We start from the raw sequence: 18,548 nt of genomic DNA, 5'->3' as shown, positions 1-18,548 counted from the left end.
GAGCGGGGTGGCGGGGAAGGGGTGGCGGTGTGGTTGAAGGTGTGGACGAGCAGGTGGCGGGCGGCGGGGGAGAGGATAGGGAGGGCGGCGAGGGGGCGTCGGGGGTGGCGAGGGCAGCGGGGAGCAGGGTGAGGAACTGGTCGGCCAGCCGCGCCATCGTCTCCCCCTCGAACAGGTCGGTATTGTAGTGGAGCTTACCCACCAGCCCCTGGCTCGATCGCACCAGCGCCAGCGTCAGATCAAACGCCGAGGTTGGGCTTTCGAGCTCAAGCGGGCTGATCGCCAGGCCGGCCAGCGCGAACTCCTCAGCCGGCGCGTTCTGAAAGGCAAACATCACCTGGAACAGCGGGTTGCGGTCGAGCTCGCGCGCGGGCTGCAGCTCGTCGACTAGCCGCTCGAATGGCAGATCCTGGTGGGCGTAGGCCCCGGCAACCACTTCGCGCACGCGGCCGAGCAGCTGGCGAAAGCTGAGGCTGCCGGCCAGGCTGGTTCGCAGCACCAGCGTATTGGCGAAAAAGCCGATCAGCCCCTCGGTCTCGCGGTGCGGCCGGCCGGCCACTGGCACGCCCACCGCGATGTCGCTCTGGCCGCTGAGGCGCGCCAGCAGCAGCTGGAACACCGCCAGCAGCGTCATGAATGGGGTCGCCTCCTCGTGCTGGCTGAGCGCCACCAGCTGATCGAACACCGCGCCTTCCACCACCAGATCGTGCGTCGCGCCGTGGAAGCTTTGCACCGGCGGGCGCGGGTGGTCGGTGGGCAGCTCGAGCGGCGCCAGGCCGGCTAGCTGCTGCGTCCAGTAGGCCAGCTGGCGCGCCAGGTCGTCGCCCTGCAGCCAGCCGCGCTGCCAGAGCGCGAAGTCGGCGTACTGGATCGGCAGCTCGGGCAGCGCTGGCGGCTGGCCGGCAGCAACTGTGGCGTGCAGCGCCGCCAGCTCGCGAATGAAAATACCGACCGACCAGCCGTCGGCGATGATGTGGTGCATTGTCAGCAGCGCGATATGCTCGTCGTCGGCGGTGCGCAGCAGCAGCACGCGCAGCAGCGGGCCGCGCTCCAGGTCGAACGGCCGCAGCGCCTCGTGCTCGGCCAGGCGCCGCGCCTCGGCCGCGCGCGCGCCCTCGGGCATGCCGCGCAGATCCGCCTGCTCGATCGGGATGGGCAGCTCGGCGTGAATCACCTGCGTAGGCTGGCCCTCGGGCGCCGTGAAGGTTGTGCGCAGGCTTTCGTGGCGGCGCGCGATCGCGGCCAGAGCCTGCGCCAGCCTGCTGGCGTCGAGCGCGCCGCTCAGGCGCACGGCCTTGAAAATGTTGTAGGCCGGGCCAAGCGGGTCGAGCTGGTGCAGAAACCAGAGCCGCTGCTGGGCGAACGACAGCGGCAGCGCGCCGCTCTCGGCGCGGCGCGGTATCACCTGCGTCTTTTTCGTGCCCTTATCGCGCAGGCGCTCGATCAACCGTAGGCGCTGCTCGCGCGAGAGGCCGGCCAGCCGTGCTTCAAGATCTGCCATCGGATAGCTCCAGTTCATCAAGCGCCTGCGCCAGCTCGTCGGGGCTGGCGGCGGCCAGTAGCGCCAGCTCGATCGCCTCGGCCAGCCCGGCGACCGTCGGCGTCTCGAACAGGCTGCGCAGCGGGAGATCGAGCTCGAACGCCTCGCGCAGCCGAAAAACCGCCTGCGTCGCCAGCAGCGAGTCGCCGCCTAGCTCGTAAAAGTTATCGTGAACGCCGATCTGCTCGATCCCGAACACCGCCTGCCAGATCGCGGCGATCGTCTGCTCGATCGGGGTGCTGGGCGCGGCATACGCCGTGTGCATGCGCGGGCGCGGGTGTGCCGGCAGCCCACGCCGCGACTGCTCAATTTCGCCCAGCACGCTCGCCTGGGTGATCGCCCGCGCCTGCGCCACGAGCTCGGGCACGCCCGTGGGCGAAACCACCACCTGCGGCGTTGGGCATCCCGCCAGAATGCGCCGGAACGCCTCGACGCCCTGCTCGTGCGCCATGCCCTCGGCCAGACCGGCCGGGCGGCTGACGCCGAGCGCCGCCGGGTCGACACGCCTCAGGCTAAAGCCGGCGATGCCGACCAGCTCGTCGCCGTGCTCGTCGAGCAGCTGCACGTCGAAGGTGAGCGTGTCGTCGGCGCCGGCCTGCCGGTAGCGCGCCAGGCTGTAGACCTGCCCCGCCAGCGGGCGGCGCACCGTTACGCTGCCATACATCAGCGGCAGGTACAGGCCCGCGCCGGCCGCCTGGTGCCCGAATGCGGTGGCGACGTCGAGCAGGGCCGGGTGCAGCGGGAAGTGCGCCAGGTCGGCCTGGAACGCGGCCGGCAGCTCCAGGCGCGCCAGCGCGGTCTCGCCGCCGGCGTATACCTCGCGCAGGCTCTGCCAGCGCGGCCCCCAGTACACCAGCGCCGCCGGGTCGGCGCCTGCGGCCGGCCGCGGCTCGGCGGGCGCGAGTGTGCCGCGCAGCGCCGCCAGATCCACGCGCGCCGGCTGGCCGGCTGCGGGCGCGAGCGTGCCGCGCGCGTGCTCGTGCTGGCGCCCGCCGGCCTGGCTCACCACCCGAAAGTCGTAGCCGGCCCCGGCGCGCTCAACGACGACCTGGGCCTCGCTGCGCTCGCCCGGCGGCACCATCAGCGGCGCCAGAAACACAACGTCGCGCAGCTCGACCGGTCCAGGCCCGGCAAACTGCTCGAACGCGGCGCGCGCCAGCTCAAGAAAGGCCGTGCCAGGCAGCGTCGGCACCCCGGCGACCATATGCTCGGCCAGGAGCCACTGCTCGTCGGCGCGCAGATCGAGCTGGTACACCGCCCGCTCGGCTGTTTTGCTCAGGCAACCCGCGATCAGCGGGCGCGCGGCCAGCGGCTCGGGCGCGGCGTGGCGCGCGCGCAGCCCGGCGGTGTTGGCGGCCATGCCGGCCTCGCGCCAGCCACTCCAGTCGATCGATACCGCGAACCCGCCGCGCCGGGCGTAATCGTGCGCGAAGGCGTCGAGAAACGCATTAGCGCCGCTGTAGTCGGCCTGGCCCAACCCGCCGGTGACGCCGATCGTCGAGGCGCACAGCAGCAGAAAGTCGAGCCTGGCTCCGGCCAGCGCCGCCTCGAGCGCGCGCAGCCCGGCTAGCTTGGGCGCGAGCACGCGCTCGGCGGCGGCGCGGGTTTTGAGCTGGATCATGCCGCCGCCGGGCACGCCAGCGGCGTGGACCACGCCGTGGATAGCGCCGAAGTGCGCCTCGGCCGCGGCTACGGCCGCGTGCAGCTGGGCCGGGTCGGTCACGTCGGCGCGGAGCGGCAGCACCTCGGCGCCCAGCGCCTCGATCGCGCGCACCCGCCCGATCGCCTGGCTGGTCGGGTCGTCGCCGGCATGGCTGGCCAGCCAGCCGTCCCACGCGTCGCGCTCCGGCAGCCCCGTGCGGCCAAGCAGCACCAGCCGCGCCTGCACCGCGCGCGCCAGCTCCTCGGCCAGCGCCAGGCCGATCGCGCCAAGGCCGCCGGTGATCAGGTACACGCCGCGCTCGCGCAGCCGGCTGTTCGGCAGCGGCGCGGGGCCGATCCGCAGCGGCTCTAATGCGCGAACCCCGCGTTGCGCGCCGCGGTAGGCCACCGGCGCGTCGGACGAGCGCCCGGCCAGCTCGGCCACCAGCTGATCGAGCAGCCGCTCGCGCCGCTGGTCGCCTGGCTCGAACAGCTCGACATCGACGCTCCAGCACGCGATCTGCGGGTACTCAAGCGGGATCGCCTGGCACGGCCCGAGCAGCGCGGCCTGCTCGGGCAGCAGCAGCTCGTCGCCGGTCACCTCGTGCAGCTGGTTCGACACCACCACCAGCCGCAGCGGCCCGGCCGAGGGCTGATCGCCGAGCGCCTGCGCCAGCCAGAGCAGGCTGTAGAAGCCGAGCTCAAGCGCGTGGGCCTGGCCGGCTGCCAGGCTGCACATATGCACGATCGTGCCCGGCAGCCCGCCCGCCGCGCGCAGTGCGCCGAGCAGCGCGTGGTACTGCGCCGGATCGCGCGGGTCGAGCGTGTAGGCCTGCGGGCCGCTCTGGGCGAAGGCCGCGCCAGGCCGCGCCACGGCGCAGGCATGCCCGGCCTGGGCCAGCCGATCGGCGAGCTGCTGGCCCAGGCCGCCGTCGTCGCCGACGATCAGCCAGCCGCGCTCGTCGTGCGCGATCGGCTCGGGCGGCAGCGCGCGCCGCCACGAAGGCGCCGCGAACCAGTCGGCGATGTCGGCCTTGGGCCTGGGCGCCGGCGCGGCTGTGGCGCCAGCGGCCGGCGGGTCGATCCAGAAGCGCTGGCGCTCGAACGGGTAGGTTGGCAGCGCCACGCGCCGCCGCTGGCCGTTGTGCACGCCGGCCCAATCGGGCGCGAGGCCAGCCAGCCAGAGCTGACCGAGCGCAGCCAGCACGCCGGCGCGCTCGCCCGCATGCTCGCGCGGCAGCGACGCCAGCACGACCTGCGTGGTTCGCGCCGGGCTGCGCCGCGCGAGGCCCGCCAGCGCCTGGCCGGGGCCAACCTCCAGCAGCACGCGGTCGGCGTCGCCGAGCAGCGTGGCGAGGCCGCTTGCGAAGCGCACGGTGTGCCGCAGATGCCGCACCCAGTACTCCGGGTCGGTCGCGTCTTCGGGCGTCAGCCAGCCGCCGGTCAGGTTCGAGACGCAGGCGATCTGTGGCGGGCGCAGCCGCAGCCGGCTGACGAACGCGCGGAACTCGCCGAGTATTGGCTCGACCATAACGGAGTGCGCGGCCACGTCGATCGGGATGCGCCGAAACGGCTGGCCGCGCGCGTCCAGCGCTGCCGCCAGCTCGTCGATCGCCGCGGCCGGGCCGGACACCACGCACTGCTCGGGCGCGTTGGTCGCCGCGATCGAGAGCCGGCCGCCCAGCAGCGGCGCCACCTCGGCCTCGGCCAGCGGCAGGCTCAGCATCGCGCCCGCCGGCAGCTGCTCGAACAGCCGGCCGCGCAGCGCCACCAGCGCCAGCGCGTCTTCCAGGCTGAACACGCCGGCCAGGCACGCTGCCACGTACTCGCCCAGGCTGTGGCCGAGCAGCGCCTGCGGCTGAATGCCCCAGGCCATCCACAGCTGGGCCAGCGCGTACTCAAACGCGAACAGCGCCGGCAGCGCGGTTGAGGTTCGTGTCAGCGGCGCGGCGCCGGCCTCTGCCGGTGGGTACAGCACCGCGCGCAGATCGAGCCCGAGGTGCGGGCGCAGCAGCTTGGCGCAGCGGTCGATCTGCGCGCGAAACACCGGCTCGCCGGCGTACAGCTCGCGGCCCATGTTCGGGTACTGCGCCGCCGCCGGGGAACAGAAACGCCGCCAGCGGGTGCTCGGGCGCGCGCTCGCCGTCGAATACGTGCTGCGCGTCGCGCGCGGCCAGCGCCACTAGCGCGTCGGCGTGGTCGCGCGCCAGCACCGCGCGCCGGTAGGCGAACGCGGCGCGGCCAACCTGCAGCGTGTAGGCCACGTCGGCCAGGTTCGCGCCAGGGTTGGCGCGCAGGAAGCCTTCTAGGTTCGCGCTGGCCTGCTCGAGCGCCGCCGGGGTTTTGGCCGAGAGCACCAGCAGCTGCCAGGGCTGCGCCGGGGCGGTCGGCGCCGGCGCGGGCGCCTGCTCGAGCACCACGTGGGCGTTCGTGCCGCCAATGCCGAACGAGCTGACCCCGGCGCGGCGCGGGGCGCGCGCCGGCCAGCCGGCCAGGCGCGTATTGACATAAAAAGGACTGTGCGCGAAGTCGATCTGCGGGTTTGGCTGGCTGAAGTGCAGGCTCGGCGGAATCTGGCCGTGCTGAAGCGCCAGCACGGTCTTGATCAGCCCAGCCACGCCGGCGGCAGTGTCGAGGTGCCCAACGTTGCTCTTCACCGAGCCGATCGCGCACGAGCCGGGCGGGAGCGGGCCGAAGGCTCTGGCAAGCGCGGCGATCTCGATCGGGTCGCCCAGCGGCGTGGCGGTGCCGTGGGCCTCGACATAGCCGATCGTCGCGGGGGCGGCCTCGGCCACCGCCAGCGCCTCGGCGATCACGCGCACCTGGCCGTCGACGCTGGGCGCGGTGTAGCCGATCTTCAGTGCGCCGTCGTTGTTCACGGCCCAGCCCTTCACCACCGCGTAGATCTGGTCGCCATCGGCCAGCGCGTCCTCGAGCCGCCGCAGCACTACCACGCCGGCCCCGCTGCCGAACACCGTGCCCTGGGCCAGCGCGTCGAAGCTGCGGCAGTGGCCGTCGGGCGAAAGGATGTGGCCGGGCCGGTAGTGGTAGCCTGCGCGCTGCGGCACGCGGATCGACACCGCGCCGGCCAGGGCCATGTCGCACTGGTAGTCGAGCAGGCTCTGGCAGGCCAGCGCCACCGCCACCAGCCCGGTCGAGCAGGCGGTCTGTACGCTCAGGCTCGGCCCGCGCAGGTTCAGCTTGTAGGCGGTGCGCGTGGCCAGGTAGTCTTTGTCGTTGCCGATCATCAGCTGGAAGCCGCCGAGCGCGCGCATCACCTCGGGGTTAGGCAGCAGGTTGAACAGCAGGTAGGTGTTGGCGCCCACGCCGGCGTACACGCCGATCGCGCCGTCGAAGGATGCGGGGGTGTGGCCCGCGTCTTCGAGCGCGGCCCAGGCGCACTCAAGAAACACGCGCTGCTGCGGGTCGGTGGTGGCGGCCTCGCGCGGCGTGAAGTCGAAAAACGCCGCGTCAAAGCGGTCTTCGTCTTCCAGCACCGGGCTGGCGCGCACGAACTGCGGGTCGGCCAGCTGCTCGGGGGCAACGCCCGCCGCCGCGAGCTGCTGCTCGGAGAGCGCGCTGATCGACTCGACGCCGTCGCGCAGGTTGCGCCAGAATGTGCCGAGGTCGGGCGCGCCGGGGAAGCGCCCGCTCATGCCGACGATCGCGATGCTGGCTGGCGCGTCACTCATTGCCGGCTCCTTTCCGCCGCTGCCCGGCCGCGCGGCGCAGCGCGGCCCGCTCGGCGCCCTGCTGCTGGGCCGGGCGCTCGGGCGCGGCGCTGCTCAGGTAGCCCGCCAGCAGGCTTACGCTGGGGTGCTCGAACAGTGCCACCACCGGGAATTCCTGGCTGAACACTTCGCGCAGCCGGTTGTAGGCCTGCACCATGTGCAGCGAGTTGCCGCCCAGGTCGAAGAAGTTGTCGTGGATGCCGACGCGCTCGATCCCCAGTATCTCCTGAAGGATCGCGGCGATCGTCCGCTCGGCTGCGGTCTGTGGCATCACGTAGCTGGATGCTGGCTCGGCATCAGCTGCGCCGGGCGCGGGCAGGGCGTTGCGGTCGACCTTGCCATTGGCCGAGAGCGGCAGCGCGCCGAGCAGCACAAACGCCGACGGCAGCATATACTCGGGCAGACGCTCGCGTAGCCAGGCGCGCAGCTCGTCGATGAAGCGGGCGGCGTCGGGCTGCTCAGGGCCAGGCGCGCCGAGCATGGCCTCGCCCTCGCGGCCGCCCAGCAGGCTGTGCAGCAGCACGTGGCCGTCGTCGAGCGCGAATGCGTGGCGCACCCGCTCGAAATCGAAGTCGCCGATCGGGCACAGGCCGAGCTGGCTGGCCGGCGCCGCAGTCATCAGCAGCTGGGTGATCGCGCCGGCCTCGAGCATGCAGAAGTCGCGCGCCAATGGGCCATATATCGGCTCAATCGCGTGCAGCTGGCCGATCAGGAAGATCGCGAACGCCGACTGGTCGAAGATCGGCTGGTTCGCCGCGTGGTGAATGTCGCGCTCGAACACAGCGTGCTCGTCGAGCAGCACCAGGCTGTGCTCGGCGGGGTGGTAGTAGTACACACCGCCGGACAGCCCGGCCACGCGGCCTGCTTTGACATACAGGTAGGCCTGCACCGGGTACAGGCTGCCGGCCGAGGGGTAGCGGTATTTCGGCAGCGGCGCCCCTGGCCGCGCCATCGGCATGAGCGCTGCCAGCAGCTCGCCAAGCTGCTCGGCCGCCACGGGGCCGGCGGCAAATGTGCGCTGGCTGCGGCGCGCGGCGTAGGCCTGCTCCAGCGCGGCGCTCGGCTCGGGGCGCGCCAGCACGGTATTCGCCCGGCCCGCGTCGCGGCGCATGCCTGGCTGGCGCAGCTTGAACTCCAGCCGCGCAAGCGGGCTGAGCAGCTGGCCGGCATCGGCCTCAGGCTCGGATGTTTCGGCAGCCGGGCGCTGCTCTGCCGGTAGCAGGCGCGCGTCGGCGGGCACGAGGTAGGCGACGAGGCGCTTGGGGCCGAGGCGCTCGCCCACCGCTGCTGCCACTACCGCCCGCACCCCCGCGTGCTCCGCCAGCGCCGCCTCCACCTCCCCCAGCTCGATCCGGTACCCCTGCACCTTCACCTGCGCGTCCTCCCGCCCCAGAAACTCGATCGTCCCGTCCGCCCCATACCGCCCCAGGTCGCCCGTCCGGTACAGCCGCGCCCCCGTCTGCGGCTGCCGCACAAACCGCGCCGCGCTCAGCGCCGCGTCGCCCCAGTACCCGTCTGCCAGCCCGACCCCGCCGATGTACAGCTCGCCCACCACCCCCAGCGGCCGCTCGCGCAGCCCCGTGTCGAGCACCCACACCTGCTGGTTGCGCAGCGGCCGCCCGTAGGGGATGCTCGTCCAGCTGGCCTCGACCGCGGGCACATCGTAGGCGATCGACCAGATCGCCGCCTCGGTCGCGCCGCCCAGGCTGGTGAGCCGCACCTGCGGGCCGAGCGCCCAGAGCTGCGCCGGCAGGGTCAGCGGGATCCAGTCGCCGCTGAGCCAGACCTGCCGCAGCGACGGCGGCAGCGGCAGGCGCTGGCCGTGCAGGTAGGTGAGGTACATCGCCAGCAGGGCCGGCACGCTGTTCCAGAAGGTCAGGGTGTGGGCGGTGGCGAGGGCGTGCCAGGCGGCGGGGTCGCGCGCGGCGTCGGGGTCGGGCAGGAGCACGGCGCCACCGGCGCCGAGCACGCCAAAGAGGTCGAAGACGGAGAGGTCGAAGCTGAGGGCAGAGAGGCCGAGCACGCGGTCGTGGGGGCCGAGGGCGAAGCGGTCGGCCAGGTCGGCGAGGGTGTTGGCGGCGGCGTGGTGGGTGATGCGGACGCCCTTGGGGGTGCCGGTGGAGCCGGAGGTGAAGATGACGTAGGCGAGGTCGGTGGGCGTGGCGACGGGGTCGAGCGACGGCGGCGTTTCAGGCGTGGTGTCGGGGACGGTGAGGACGGCGACGTGGTCGGGCCAGGGGAAGGCAGCGGCGTCGGCCGGGTCGGCGAGGACGAGGGCGGCGTGGGTCTGGGCGAGGAGCTGGAGGATGCGGGCCGGCGGGAGGGAGGGGTCGAGTGGGACGTAGGCGGCGCCGGCGAGGAGGGTGGCGAGGGTGGCGACGACCTGGGAGGCGCCTTTGGGCAGGCAGACGGCGACGAGGGCGTTGGGGGCGGCGCCGTGGGCGCGCAGGGACTGGGCCAGCAGGGTGGCGCGGGCGAGGAGGTCGGCGAAGGAGAGGGTGGTGGTGGGGGTGATGACGGCGGGGGCGAGCGGGCGCAGGCGGGCCTGGTGGAGCAGCGGGGCGTGGAGCAGGGAGGGCGGGAAGGGATGGGCGGTGGCGTTGAGGGCGGCGGTGATGGCCTGGTGGGAGGCAGGGCGGAGGTCGGGGAGCGGGGCGTCCCAGTCGGCGGTGGGGGCGGCGAGGTGGGCGAGGAGGGTGAGCTGGGCGTCGAGGAGCTGGGCGACGAGGGCGGGGGGCAGGAGGGCGTCGACGGCGTCGATGGCGAGGTGGAGGGCGCCCTGGCTCTCGGCCACCTGCTGGTCCAGCCACACCTGCGGCGTCTGGGTCACGGCAAAGGCCGCGCTGGCCTCGGTCGCCTCGTCAAAATCAAACACCCCCTGCTCGCCCGAGTCCAGGCCGAGGGTGGAGGTGAAGACGACGGGGAAGGCGACGGGGGCGCCGCGCTGGCGGGCGAGGGCGCGGAGGAGCGGGACAGCGCTGACGGCCTGGTGGTCGAGGTCGGCCCAGAGCTGGGCGTGCAGGCGCTGGGCGCGGGCGCGGAAGCTGGCGTCGGGCGGGGCGTCGACGGCGAGCAGGGTCAGGGCGGTGAAGTCGCCCACCAGCGCGGCGACCTGGGGGTGGCGCGGGGCGCGGTTGAACAGGGTGAGGGTCAGGGTGAACTGCGGGCTGGCGGCCCAGCGGGCGAGCGCCTCGGCGAAGACGGCGAGGAGCAGGCTGGAGGGGGTGAGGCCGCAGGCAGCGGCGCGCTGGGAGAGGGCGCGCCAGGTGGCGGGGGGGAGGGTGGCGCTGGTGCGCTGGAAGTGCGGGGCGCGGACGGAGGCGGGGTCGGCGGCGAGGGGCAGCTGGGGCGGGGGCGGGAGCGTGGCGAGGCGGGCGTGCCAGTAGTCCCAGGCGGCGGCGGTGGCGGCGCTGCTGGGGTCGGGCTGGCTGGCCAGCACATAGTCGCGGAAGCCCAGCTCCAGCGCCGGCAGCTGCGCGTTCGGCTCGCGGTACAGCTGCCCCAGCTCGCGCCGCAGGATCTGCAAGCTCCAGGCATCGGCGATAAGGAGGTCGATGCTGATGTGGAGGCGAGTGCGGTGGCGGGGGAGCAGGGAGGCGGTGAGCTGGAACAGCGGCCACTGGTCGGTGGGGTGCTGGGCGTGCGAGCGGGCGGCGCGCAGGCTGGCGAGGGTCGCGGCGGCCTCGGGCTCGTCGGCGGCGCGCAGGTCGCAGGTGGCGATGCGGTAGGGTGGGACGTGGTCGAGCACCTGTTGCTGGCCGTCGGGGCGCACGACCGCGCGCAGCATGGGGTGGCGGGCGATCAGCCGCTGCCACGCCGCCGTCAGCCGCTCCAGATCCAGCCCGGTCACGTCCAGCTCGAGGTAGCCATGCGCAGCGACGTTGCCGAGCGGGAAGGCGGGGCTGCGGCCGACCCAGTAGGCGTGCTGGACATCGGTGAGCGGGAAGGGCGCGTACTGCCCCGCCGCGTCCGGCACGATCTCGGCGGCAGCGGCCTTGGCAGGCGCCGCTCGCGAGCCAGCTGCCTCGCCGCGAATACGCTTTTCGAGCAGCCGCCGCCGCGCCTCCGAAAGGCCCGCGCGCCGATCCTGGTTTGCGTCTGCCTCAGGCATTGCCCCTCCAATCAGGCTATATCGCCGAGCGAGCGCAGCACGTCTTCCTCGGCCATACCTTCGATCTCGGCGATCAGCAGGTCTTCAACCGCGCGCGCCAGCCCGGCGACAGTCGGCGCCTCGTACAGGCTGCGCAGCGAGACGTCGACGTCGAATGCCTGGCGCAGCCGGGCCGCCAGCTCTGTCGCCAGCAGCGAGTGGCCGCCCAGCTCGAAGAAGTTGTCGTTGGCGCCGACCTGCTCGATGCCCAGCAGCTGCTGCCAGATCCCCGCCACGGCCTGCTCGAGCTCGCCCTCGGGCGGGAGGTACGCGCTCTGGAGCTGCGGGCGCGGGTGCAGGCTCAGCCCTTCGGGCTGGCTGGGCGCGGGGGCGCCGGGGCTCGCGTGGCTGAGCCACTGCTCGGCGCGCGCCTCGAGGTCGCCGGTCGACACGATCAGCTGGCCGGTGGCGGGTGCCGCAAGGATGGCCCGCAGCGTGGCCACGCCCTCGGCTGGGGTGAGCGCGAGCGCCGCCTGCGCGGCGGCAGCCGGCTGGCTGCCCGGCGCGTCAAACTGCCAGGCGTCCCAGTTCACGCTGATCCAGGGCGTGGGGCCGCGCTGGTTCTGGCACTGCGCGAACGCGTCCAGGAACAGGTTCGCGGCGGCATACGCAACCAGCCCCAGCCCGCCCAGCACCGCCGCCAGCGACGACTGCAGCAGGCAGAAGTCGAGCCGGCGCTCGCGCAGCAGCTCGCTCAGCACCAGCGTGCCGCGCACCTTGGCCTGGAAGTGCTGCGCGCACTCGGCTGGCCCGGCTTCCTCAATCAGCCCAAACGCGCGCGCGCCGACCACGCCGGCCGAGTGGATCACGCCGTGGAGCGCGCCAAAGCGGGCGTCGATCTGCTGCAGCACGGCGCGCATGGCCGGCGCGTCGGCCACGTCGGCGCGCAGCACGAGCACCTCGGCGCCGAGCGCTTCAATCGCCTGCAGCCGCGCGATCAGCCGGCTGGTCGGCTCGTCCGCGTCGTGCGCCGCCAGCCAGGCCTCCCACGCCTCGGGCGCGGGCAGCCCCGCCCGGCCCAGCAGCACCAGCCGCGCCCGCGCCGCGCGCGCCAGCTCCTCGGCCACGGCCAGGCCGATCGCGCCGAGGCCGCCGGTGATCATGTATACGCCGCGCTCGCGCAGGCCCGCCGCGCCGGGCTTCGCCGGGCCTATATGCGCCGGCTCGAACGATTGCGCCCAGCGCTGGCGCCCGCGGTAGGCCACCGCCGGCTCGGGGGTGCGCGCGGCGATCTCGGCCAGCAGCTGCTCCGCCAGCTGCTCAGCGCGCCAGCCGCCTGCTGCCGGCACAACGTCGATGCTCTGGCAGCTGACGCCGGGGTACTCCTGCGGGATGACCTTGCACGGCCCCAGCAGCGTGGCTTTCTCGGGCGCCAGCGGCTCGGCGGCGGTGATCGCGTGTAGCCGGTTTGCGACGACCACGATCCGCGCTGGCGACTCGCCGGACGGCCGCCCTAGCGCCTGGGCTAGCGCCAGCAGGCTGAACATGCCCAGCGGCTGGGCCTGCTCAAAGGCGTCGTACGTCACTTCCGCCTGGTCGTCGGCGGTGAGCGCCCATAAATGCACGATTGTACCTGGCGCCCGGCCGCGCGCCCGCAGGTCGGCCAGCAGCGCCGCGTAGTCCTCGCGCCGCTGGGGGTTCAGGGTATACAAGCGCTCGGCGGCGCGAAACGCCTGGCCTGCCGCCACCCGCACGACATCCTGCTGCTCTTGCTCGAGCCGGAGCGCAAGCTGCTCGCCGAGCCCGTGGCCATCGGCGAATATCAGCCAGCTGCCGCTCAGCGCTTGCGGCTGCGGCGGCGCGGTTGGTTTCCAGGCCGGCAGGTACAGCCACTCGGAGGGATCGGGCCGCTTCTGGCCATCGCCGCGCGCGGCCGGCTGCGCTGGCTGGGGCTCGACCCAGAAGCGCTGGCGGGCGAAGGGGTAGGTCGGCAGCCCGACCCGCCGCTTCTGGCCAGCGCCGCGCACTTCCTCCCACGCCACCGCCGCGCCGCGCACCCACGCCTCGCCCACTCCCGCCAGCACCTGCGCCGCCTCGTCGGGCGCGCCGGCCCGTGGCAGCAGCGCCACTCCCGCCAGCCTGCCTCCCGCCAGCCCGCGCAGCACCTGCCCCGGCCCGACCTCCAGCCCCAGCGTCACGCCAGCTGCCACCAGGCAGTCCAGCCCGGCCGCGAACTGCACCGGCGCGCGCAGCTGCTGCCCCCAGTACGCCGGCTCCTGCGCCGTCGCCGCGTCCAGCCACGCCCCGTGCACGTTCGAGAGCAGCGGCAGCTGAGGCGGCGCGCGCCGCACCTGCGCGACTGCCTGGCTGAAGGCTGCCGCCGCGCCGTCGAGCTGCGCGCTGTGGAAGGCGTAGTCGGTCTGCACCACGCGCGTGGTGATGCCTGCGGCGGCCAGGCGCTGGGCCAAGGTGGCGACGGCGGCGGCCGGGCCGCTGAGCACGCACTGCTGCGGGCCGTTCACGGCGGCGAGGTCGAGGGCGGGCGCGTGGGCGAGCCAGGCGGCCAGGGCGTCGGGAGCGAGCGCGACGGCGAGCATCTGGCCGCCGCGGGCGGCTTCGAGCAGGCGGCCACGGGTGACGGCGAGGGCGAGGGCGTCGGGGAAGGAGAAGACGCCGGCGAGGGTGGCGGCGGTAAGCTCGCCGAGGCTGTGGCCGAGGAGGGCGGCGGGGCGGAGGCCAGCGGCGAGGGCGACGTGGGCAAGGGCATATTCGAGGGCGAGGAGCGCGGGCTGGGCGAGGGCGGTGTGGGCGAGGGCGGCCGGGTCGGCGAGGATGGCGTGGATGGAGCGGCCGAGGAGCGGGAGGAGGACGCGGTCGGCGAGGGCGAGGGTCTGGGCGAGGGCAGGGGTGGTCTGGGCGAGGGCGAGGCCCATGCCCGCCGCCTGTGCCCCCTGCCCCGGCAGCAGAAAGGCCAGGGTGGCGGGCTGGGCCGGAGCCGGCGCGCGCGCGGGAATAGGCGCGCGCAGGGCGGCGCTTACGTCCGCGTGGGTATGCGCTGCGACAGCGTGGCGGAAAGGTAGCGCCTGGCGTCCGGCCTGGAGCGTGAAGGCGACATCGGCCAGCGCGAGGTCGGGAAGCGCGTCGAGATGCGCGGCCAGGCGGGTGGCGGCCAGCGCCAGCGCCGGTGCGGTCTTGGCCGAGAGCACGAGCAGCTGCGGCTGTGCGTGCTCGGGCGCTGGACGGTGTGGCGCGCTCGGCGCCTCTTCGAGCACCACGTGCACATTCGTGCCGCCAAAGCCAAACGAGCTGACGCCGGCGCGGCGTGGGGCGCCGGAGGCTGGCCAGTCGGCGAGGTGCGTATTGACATAGAACGGCGTGGCGGGGAAGTCGATCTGCGGGTTGGGCTGGTGGAAGTGCAGGCTCGGCGGGATCTGGCGATGATGCAGCGCCAGCGCCGTCTTGATCAGCCCGGCGATGCCGCCGGCCGCGTCCAGATGCCCCACGTTCGACTTGACCGAGCCGATCGGGCAGAAGCTGCTGCGGGCGGTGCTGGCGCGAAACGCCCGCGTGAGCGCGCGGATCTCGATCGGGTCGCCGAGGGGGGTGCCGGTGCCGTGGGCTTCGACATAGCCGATCGTGTCGGCGGGCACGCCGGCGTTCGCCAGCGCCTCGGCGATCACGGCCGCCTGCCCGTCGACGCTAGGCGCCGTGAAGCTGGCCTTTACGGCGCCGTCGTTGTTGAGCGCCGAGCCGCGGATCACGGCATAGATCGTATCGCCATCGGCCAGCGCGTCCTCCAGCCGCTTCAGCACCACCACCCCCACCCCACTGCCGAACACCGTCCCACGCGCGTCGGCGTCGAATGGCCGGCAGTGGCCGTCGGGCGCCAGGATGCCACCTTCCTGGTACAGGTAGCCGACGCGCTGCGGCACATTCACCGCCACGCCGCCGGCCAGCGCTAGCTGGCACTCGTCGATCAGCAGGCTCTGGCAGGCGAGATGCACCGCCGCCAGCGCGGTCGAGCAGGCGGTGTGAATGCTCAGGCTCGGCCCGCGCAGGTTCAGCCGGTGGGCCACGCGCGAGCTGAGGTAGGCCAGGTCGTTGCCAAGGGCGATCTGAGTGGTGTCGCGCGACTGCTGGAACGCCGGGTTGGCGTACAGGTTCAGCAGGTAGGTGTCGGTGCGCGCGCCGCCGAATATCCCGATCGCGCCGTCGAATACACCGGGCGCGTAGCCGGCGTGCTCGAGCGCGGCCCACGAGCACTCGAGGAACAGGCGCTGCTGCGGGTCGATCAGCTCGGCCTCGCGCGGCGTGTAGCCGAACAGCTCGGCGTCGAAAAGCTCAATGTCGTCGAGCAGCGGGGCGGCCTTCACATAGCGCGGGTCGTCGCGCAGCGCGGCTGGCACGCCCGCCGCCGCCAGGTCGGCATCGCTCAGGGCGCTGATCGACTCGACGCCGTCGCGCAGGTTGCGCCAGAACGTCTCAATGTCGGGCGCGCCGGGGAAGCGCCCGGCCATGCCGACGATCGCAATCTCCGAGCCGTCTGTCGGCGCTGATGGTTCTCGATCCGCCATGATCGCGTGTCCTTTAGCTAGCGCTCTGCTTGCGGTCGCGCCGGCTCTGCTGGTACTGCTTGCGCCAGCTAGCGCGGCGCTCTTTTTCCTCGAACTCCGCGCTGTCGCGCTCGGCGGCGGCTTCCTCGCGGCGTGGGTCGAGCAGCTCGGCCAGCGCGCGGATCGTCAGCCGCTCGTACAGGCTGGCCACCGGCAGGTCGATCCCAAGCTCCTGCTTGAGCTGCGCCAGCGCCTGGATCGCCAGCAGCGAGTGGCCGCCCAGGTCGAAGAAGTTGTCGTCGAGCCCGACCTGCTCGACGCCCAGCGCCTGCCGCCAGATGCGCGCGAGCGCCTGCTCCAGCTCGGTCGCTGGCGCGACATAGGGCGTCGGCATGTCGGGCCTTTGGTACAGGCTGGCCGGCTCGGCCGGGGCGGGCTTGCGCCCGATCCAGGCATCCAGCCGGGCCGCCAGGTCGCCGGCCGACACCACCACCTGCGCGGCGCGCGCCTGGGTCACGATCCGCTCGAATGCCTCAGTGCTCTGCTGCGGCGTCAGCGCGTACTCGTCCGATCCGGGCCGGGCGGCGCTTTCAGGCTGCTCGCCGGGCATCAGCCAGGTGTCCCAGTTCACGCTGATCCAGGGCGTGGGGCCGCGCTGGCTCTGGCGCTGCGCGAACGCGTCCAGGAACAGGTTCGCGGCGGCATACGCAACCAGCCCCAGCCCGCCCAGCACGGCAGCGTTCGACGACAGCAGCAGGCAGAAGTCGAGCCGGCGCTCGCGCAGCACGCGCTCGAGCACATACAGCCCGTGGGCTTTGGCCGGGAAGTGCAGCGCGGCCTCGCGCTGGCCTAGCGCGGCGATCGGGCCGAACCCCGAGCGCTCTGCCAGCGCCCCGGCGGCGTGGATCACGCCGTGGAGCGCGCCAAAGCGGGCGTCGATCTGCTGCAGCACGGCGCGTATGGCCGGCGCGTCGGCCACGTCGGCGCGCAGCACCAGCACTTCGGCGCCGAGCGCTTCAATCGCCTGCAGCCGCGCGATCAGCCGGCTGGTCGGCTCGTCCGCGTCGTGCGCCGCCAGCCAGGCCTCCCACGCCTCGGGTGCGGGCAGCCCCGCCCGGCCCAGCAGCACCAGCCGCGCCCGCACCGCGCGCGCCAGGTGCTCGGCCAGCAGCAGGCCCACGCGCCCCAGCCCGCCGGTGATCATGTACACGCCGCGCTCGCGCAGCGGCCGTGCCGGGCGCGGCGCGCGCTCGAGCCGCACGCGCTCGAACGATTGCGCCAGGCGCTCGTGGCCGCGGTAGGCCAGCACCGGCTCGGGGGTGCGCGCGGCGATCTCGGCCAGCAGCTGCTCGGCCAGCAGCTCGCGCCGCTCTGCGTCGGCCGGCGGCTCCGCGATGTCGATGCTCTGGCACGCGATCCCCAGCTGCTCCTGCGGCAGCACCTTGCACGGCCCTAGCAGCGTGCGCTTGGCGGGCTGGAACTCGCGCTCGCCGTAGACGCACTGCATGCCGCTTGATACCACCACAATGCGCAGATCGTGGCCAGGCGGCTGCTGCGCCAGCGCCTGCGCCAGCAAGATCAGGCTGCCGTAGCCGCGCGTCTGGCAATCATCGAAGAGCGCCGGGCCTGGCTCGGCCTCGCCCGCTGTGATGCTCCAGCAATGCACGATCGTGCGCGGCGCCCGGCCGCGCGCGCGCAGATCGGCCAGCAGCGCCGCGTAGTCTTCGGCCCGGCGCGGCTCGATCGTGTAGCCGGCCTGCGCGTCGCCGGCAAAGCGCTCGCCGGCCGCTACCAGCGTGGCAGTGTGCCCCAGCCGCGCGGCCAGCGCCGCGCCAACTCCAGAGTCGTCGGCGAGCACCAGCCAGCTGCCTGGCTGCTCGGCTCGGTCGCTCTCGGGTGGCGGCGGCGGCAGCGTAGGCCTCCAGCCCGGCATGTAGAACCAGTCGGCAATGTCGGGTGCGCGGCCAGGCGCGCTTGCCCGGCCCTGCTGGCGTGGCTCGACCCAGAAGCGCTGGCGGGCGAAGGGGTAGGTCGGCAGCCCGACCCGCCGCTTCTGGCCAGCGCCGCGCACTTCCTCCCCCGCCACCGCCGCGCCGCGCACCCACGCCTCGCCCACCCCCGCCAGCACCTGCGCCGCCTCGTCGGGCGCGCCGGCTCGTGGCAGCAGCGCCACTCCCGCCAGCCTGCCTCCCGCCAGCCCGCGCAGCACCTGCCCCGGCCCGACCTCCACGCCCAGCGTCACGCCAGCTGCCACCAGGCAGTCCAGCCCGGCCGCGAACTGCACCGGCGCGCGCAGCTGCTGCCCCCAGTACGCCGGCTCCTGCGCCGTCGCCGCGTCCAGCCACGCCCCGTGCACGTTCGAGAGCAGCGGCAGCTGAGGCGGCGCGCGCCGCACCTGCGCGACTGCCTGGCTGAAGGCCGCCGCCGCGCCGTCGAGCTGCGCGCTGTGGAAGGCGTAGTCGGTCTGCACCACGCGCGTGGTGATGCCTGCGGCGGCCAGGCGCTGGGCCAAGGTGGCGACGGCGGCGGCCGGGCCGCTGAGCACGCACTGCTGCGGGCCGTTCACGGCGGCGAGGTCGAGGGCGGGCGCGTGGGCGAGCCAGGCGGCCAGGGCGTCGGGAGCGAGCGCGACGGCGAGCATCTGGCCGCCGCGGGCGGCTTCGAGCAGGCGGCCACGGGTGACGGCGAGGGCGAGGGCGTCGGGGAAGGAGAAGACGCCGGCGAGGGTGGCGGCGGTAAGCTCGCCGAGGCTGTGGCCGAGGAGGGCGGCGGGGCGGAGGCCAGCGGCGAGGGCGACGTGGGCAAGGGCATATTCGAGGGCGAGGAGCGCGGGCTGGGCGAGGGCGGTGTGGGCGAGGGCGGCCGGGTCGGCGAGGATGGCGTGGATGGAGCGGCCGAGGAGCGGGAGGAGGACGCGGTCGGCGAGGGCGAGGGTCTGGGCGAGGGCAGGGGTGGTCTGGGCGAGGGCGAGGCCCATGCCCGCCGCCTGCGCC

4 protein-coding genes and 2 pseudogenes are annotated in these 18,548 nt (G+C 73.9%); all 6 read right to left on the bottom strand.

Going from position 1 to position 18,548, the window contains the following annotated elements; genetic code table 11:
• Positions 1-103: 103 nt before the first annotated feature.
• A pseudogene (locus U0177_RS01785) lies at positions 104-1,501 on the bottom strand (condensation domain-containing protein); the annotation flags it as partial.
• Positions 1,488-5,258: an SDR family NAD(P)-dependent oxidoreductase gene (locus U0177_RS01780; RefSeq protein ID WP_409568862.1), complete on the bottom strand. Its 3,771-nt coding sequence runs from the start codon at positions 5,256-5,258 to the stop codon at positions 1,488-1,490. The gene U0177_RS01780 and the pseudogene U0177_RS01785, both read right to left, overlap by 14 nt.
• Positions 5,259-5,409: 151 nt before the next feature.
• Positions 5,410-6,837: pseudogene (locus tag U0177_RS01775) on the bottom strand (type I polyketide synthase); the annotation flags it as partial.
• 28 nt (positions 6,838-6,865) lie between these two features.
• Entirely contained in the window at positions 6,866-11,023 is a 4,158-nt protein-coding gene (locus U0177_RS01770; RefSeq protein ID WP_409568861.1) for an amino acid adenylation domain-containing protein, read from the bottom strand.
• Between the two features lie 11 nt (positions 11,024-11,034).
• Entirely contained in the window at positions 11,035-15,576 is a 4,542-nt protein-coding gene (locus U0177_RS01765; RefSeq protein ID WP_409568860.1) for an SDR family oxidoreductase, read from the bottom strand.
• Between the two features lie 13 nt (positions 15,577-15,589).
• Positions 15,590-18,532 (bottom strand): acyltransferase domain-containing protein, encoded by a 2,943-nt coding sequence (locus U0177_RS01760; protein ID WP_409568859.1) that lies wholly within the window; start codon positions 18,530-18,532, stop codon positions 15,590-15,592.
• Positions 18,533-18,548 lie beyond the last annotated feature (16 nt).

It is taken from the genome of Kouleothrix sp., from assembly GCF_046328425.1.
Classification (GTDB): domain Bacteria; phylum Chloroflexota; class Chloroflexia; order Chloroflexales; family Roseiflexaceae; genus Kouleothrix.
Note: the sequence above shows the minus strand (reverse complement) of the source record. Positions and strands in the feature narration are given on the sequence as shown.

Excerpts from the sequence above, each read along its gene's own strand:
- U0177_RS01780 (WP_409568862.1), bottom strand. The coding sequence starts at position 5,258 with ATGGGCCGCGAGCTGTACGCCGGCGAGCCGGTGTTTCGCGCGCAGATC.
- U0177_RS01770 (WP_409568861.1), bottom strand. The coding sequence starts at position 11,023 with ATGCCTGAGGCAGACGCAAACCAGGATCGGCGCGCGGGCCTTTCGGAG.
- U0177_RS01765 (WP_409568860.1), bottom strand. The coding sequence starts at position 15,576 with ATGGCGGATCGAGAACCATCAGCGCCGACAGACGGCTCGGAGATTGCG.
- U0177_RS01760 (WP_409568859.1), bottom strand. The coding sequence starts at position 18,532 with ATGGGCCTCGCCCTCGCCCAGACCACCCCTGCCCTCGCCCAGACCCTC.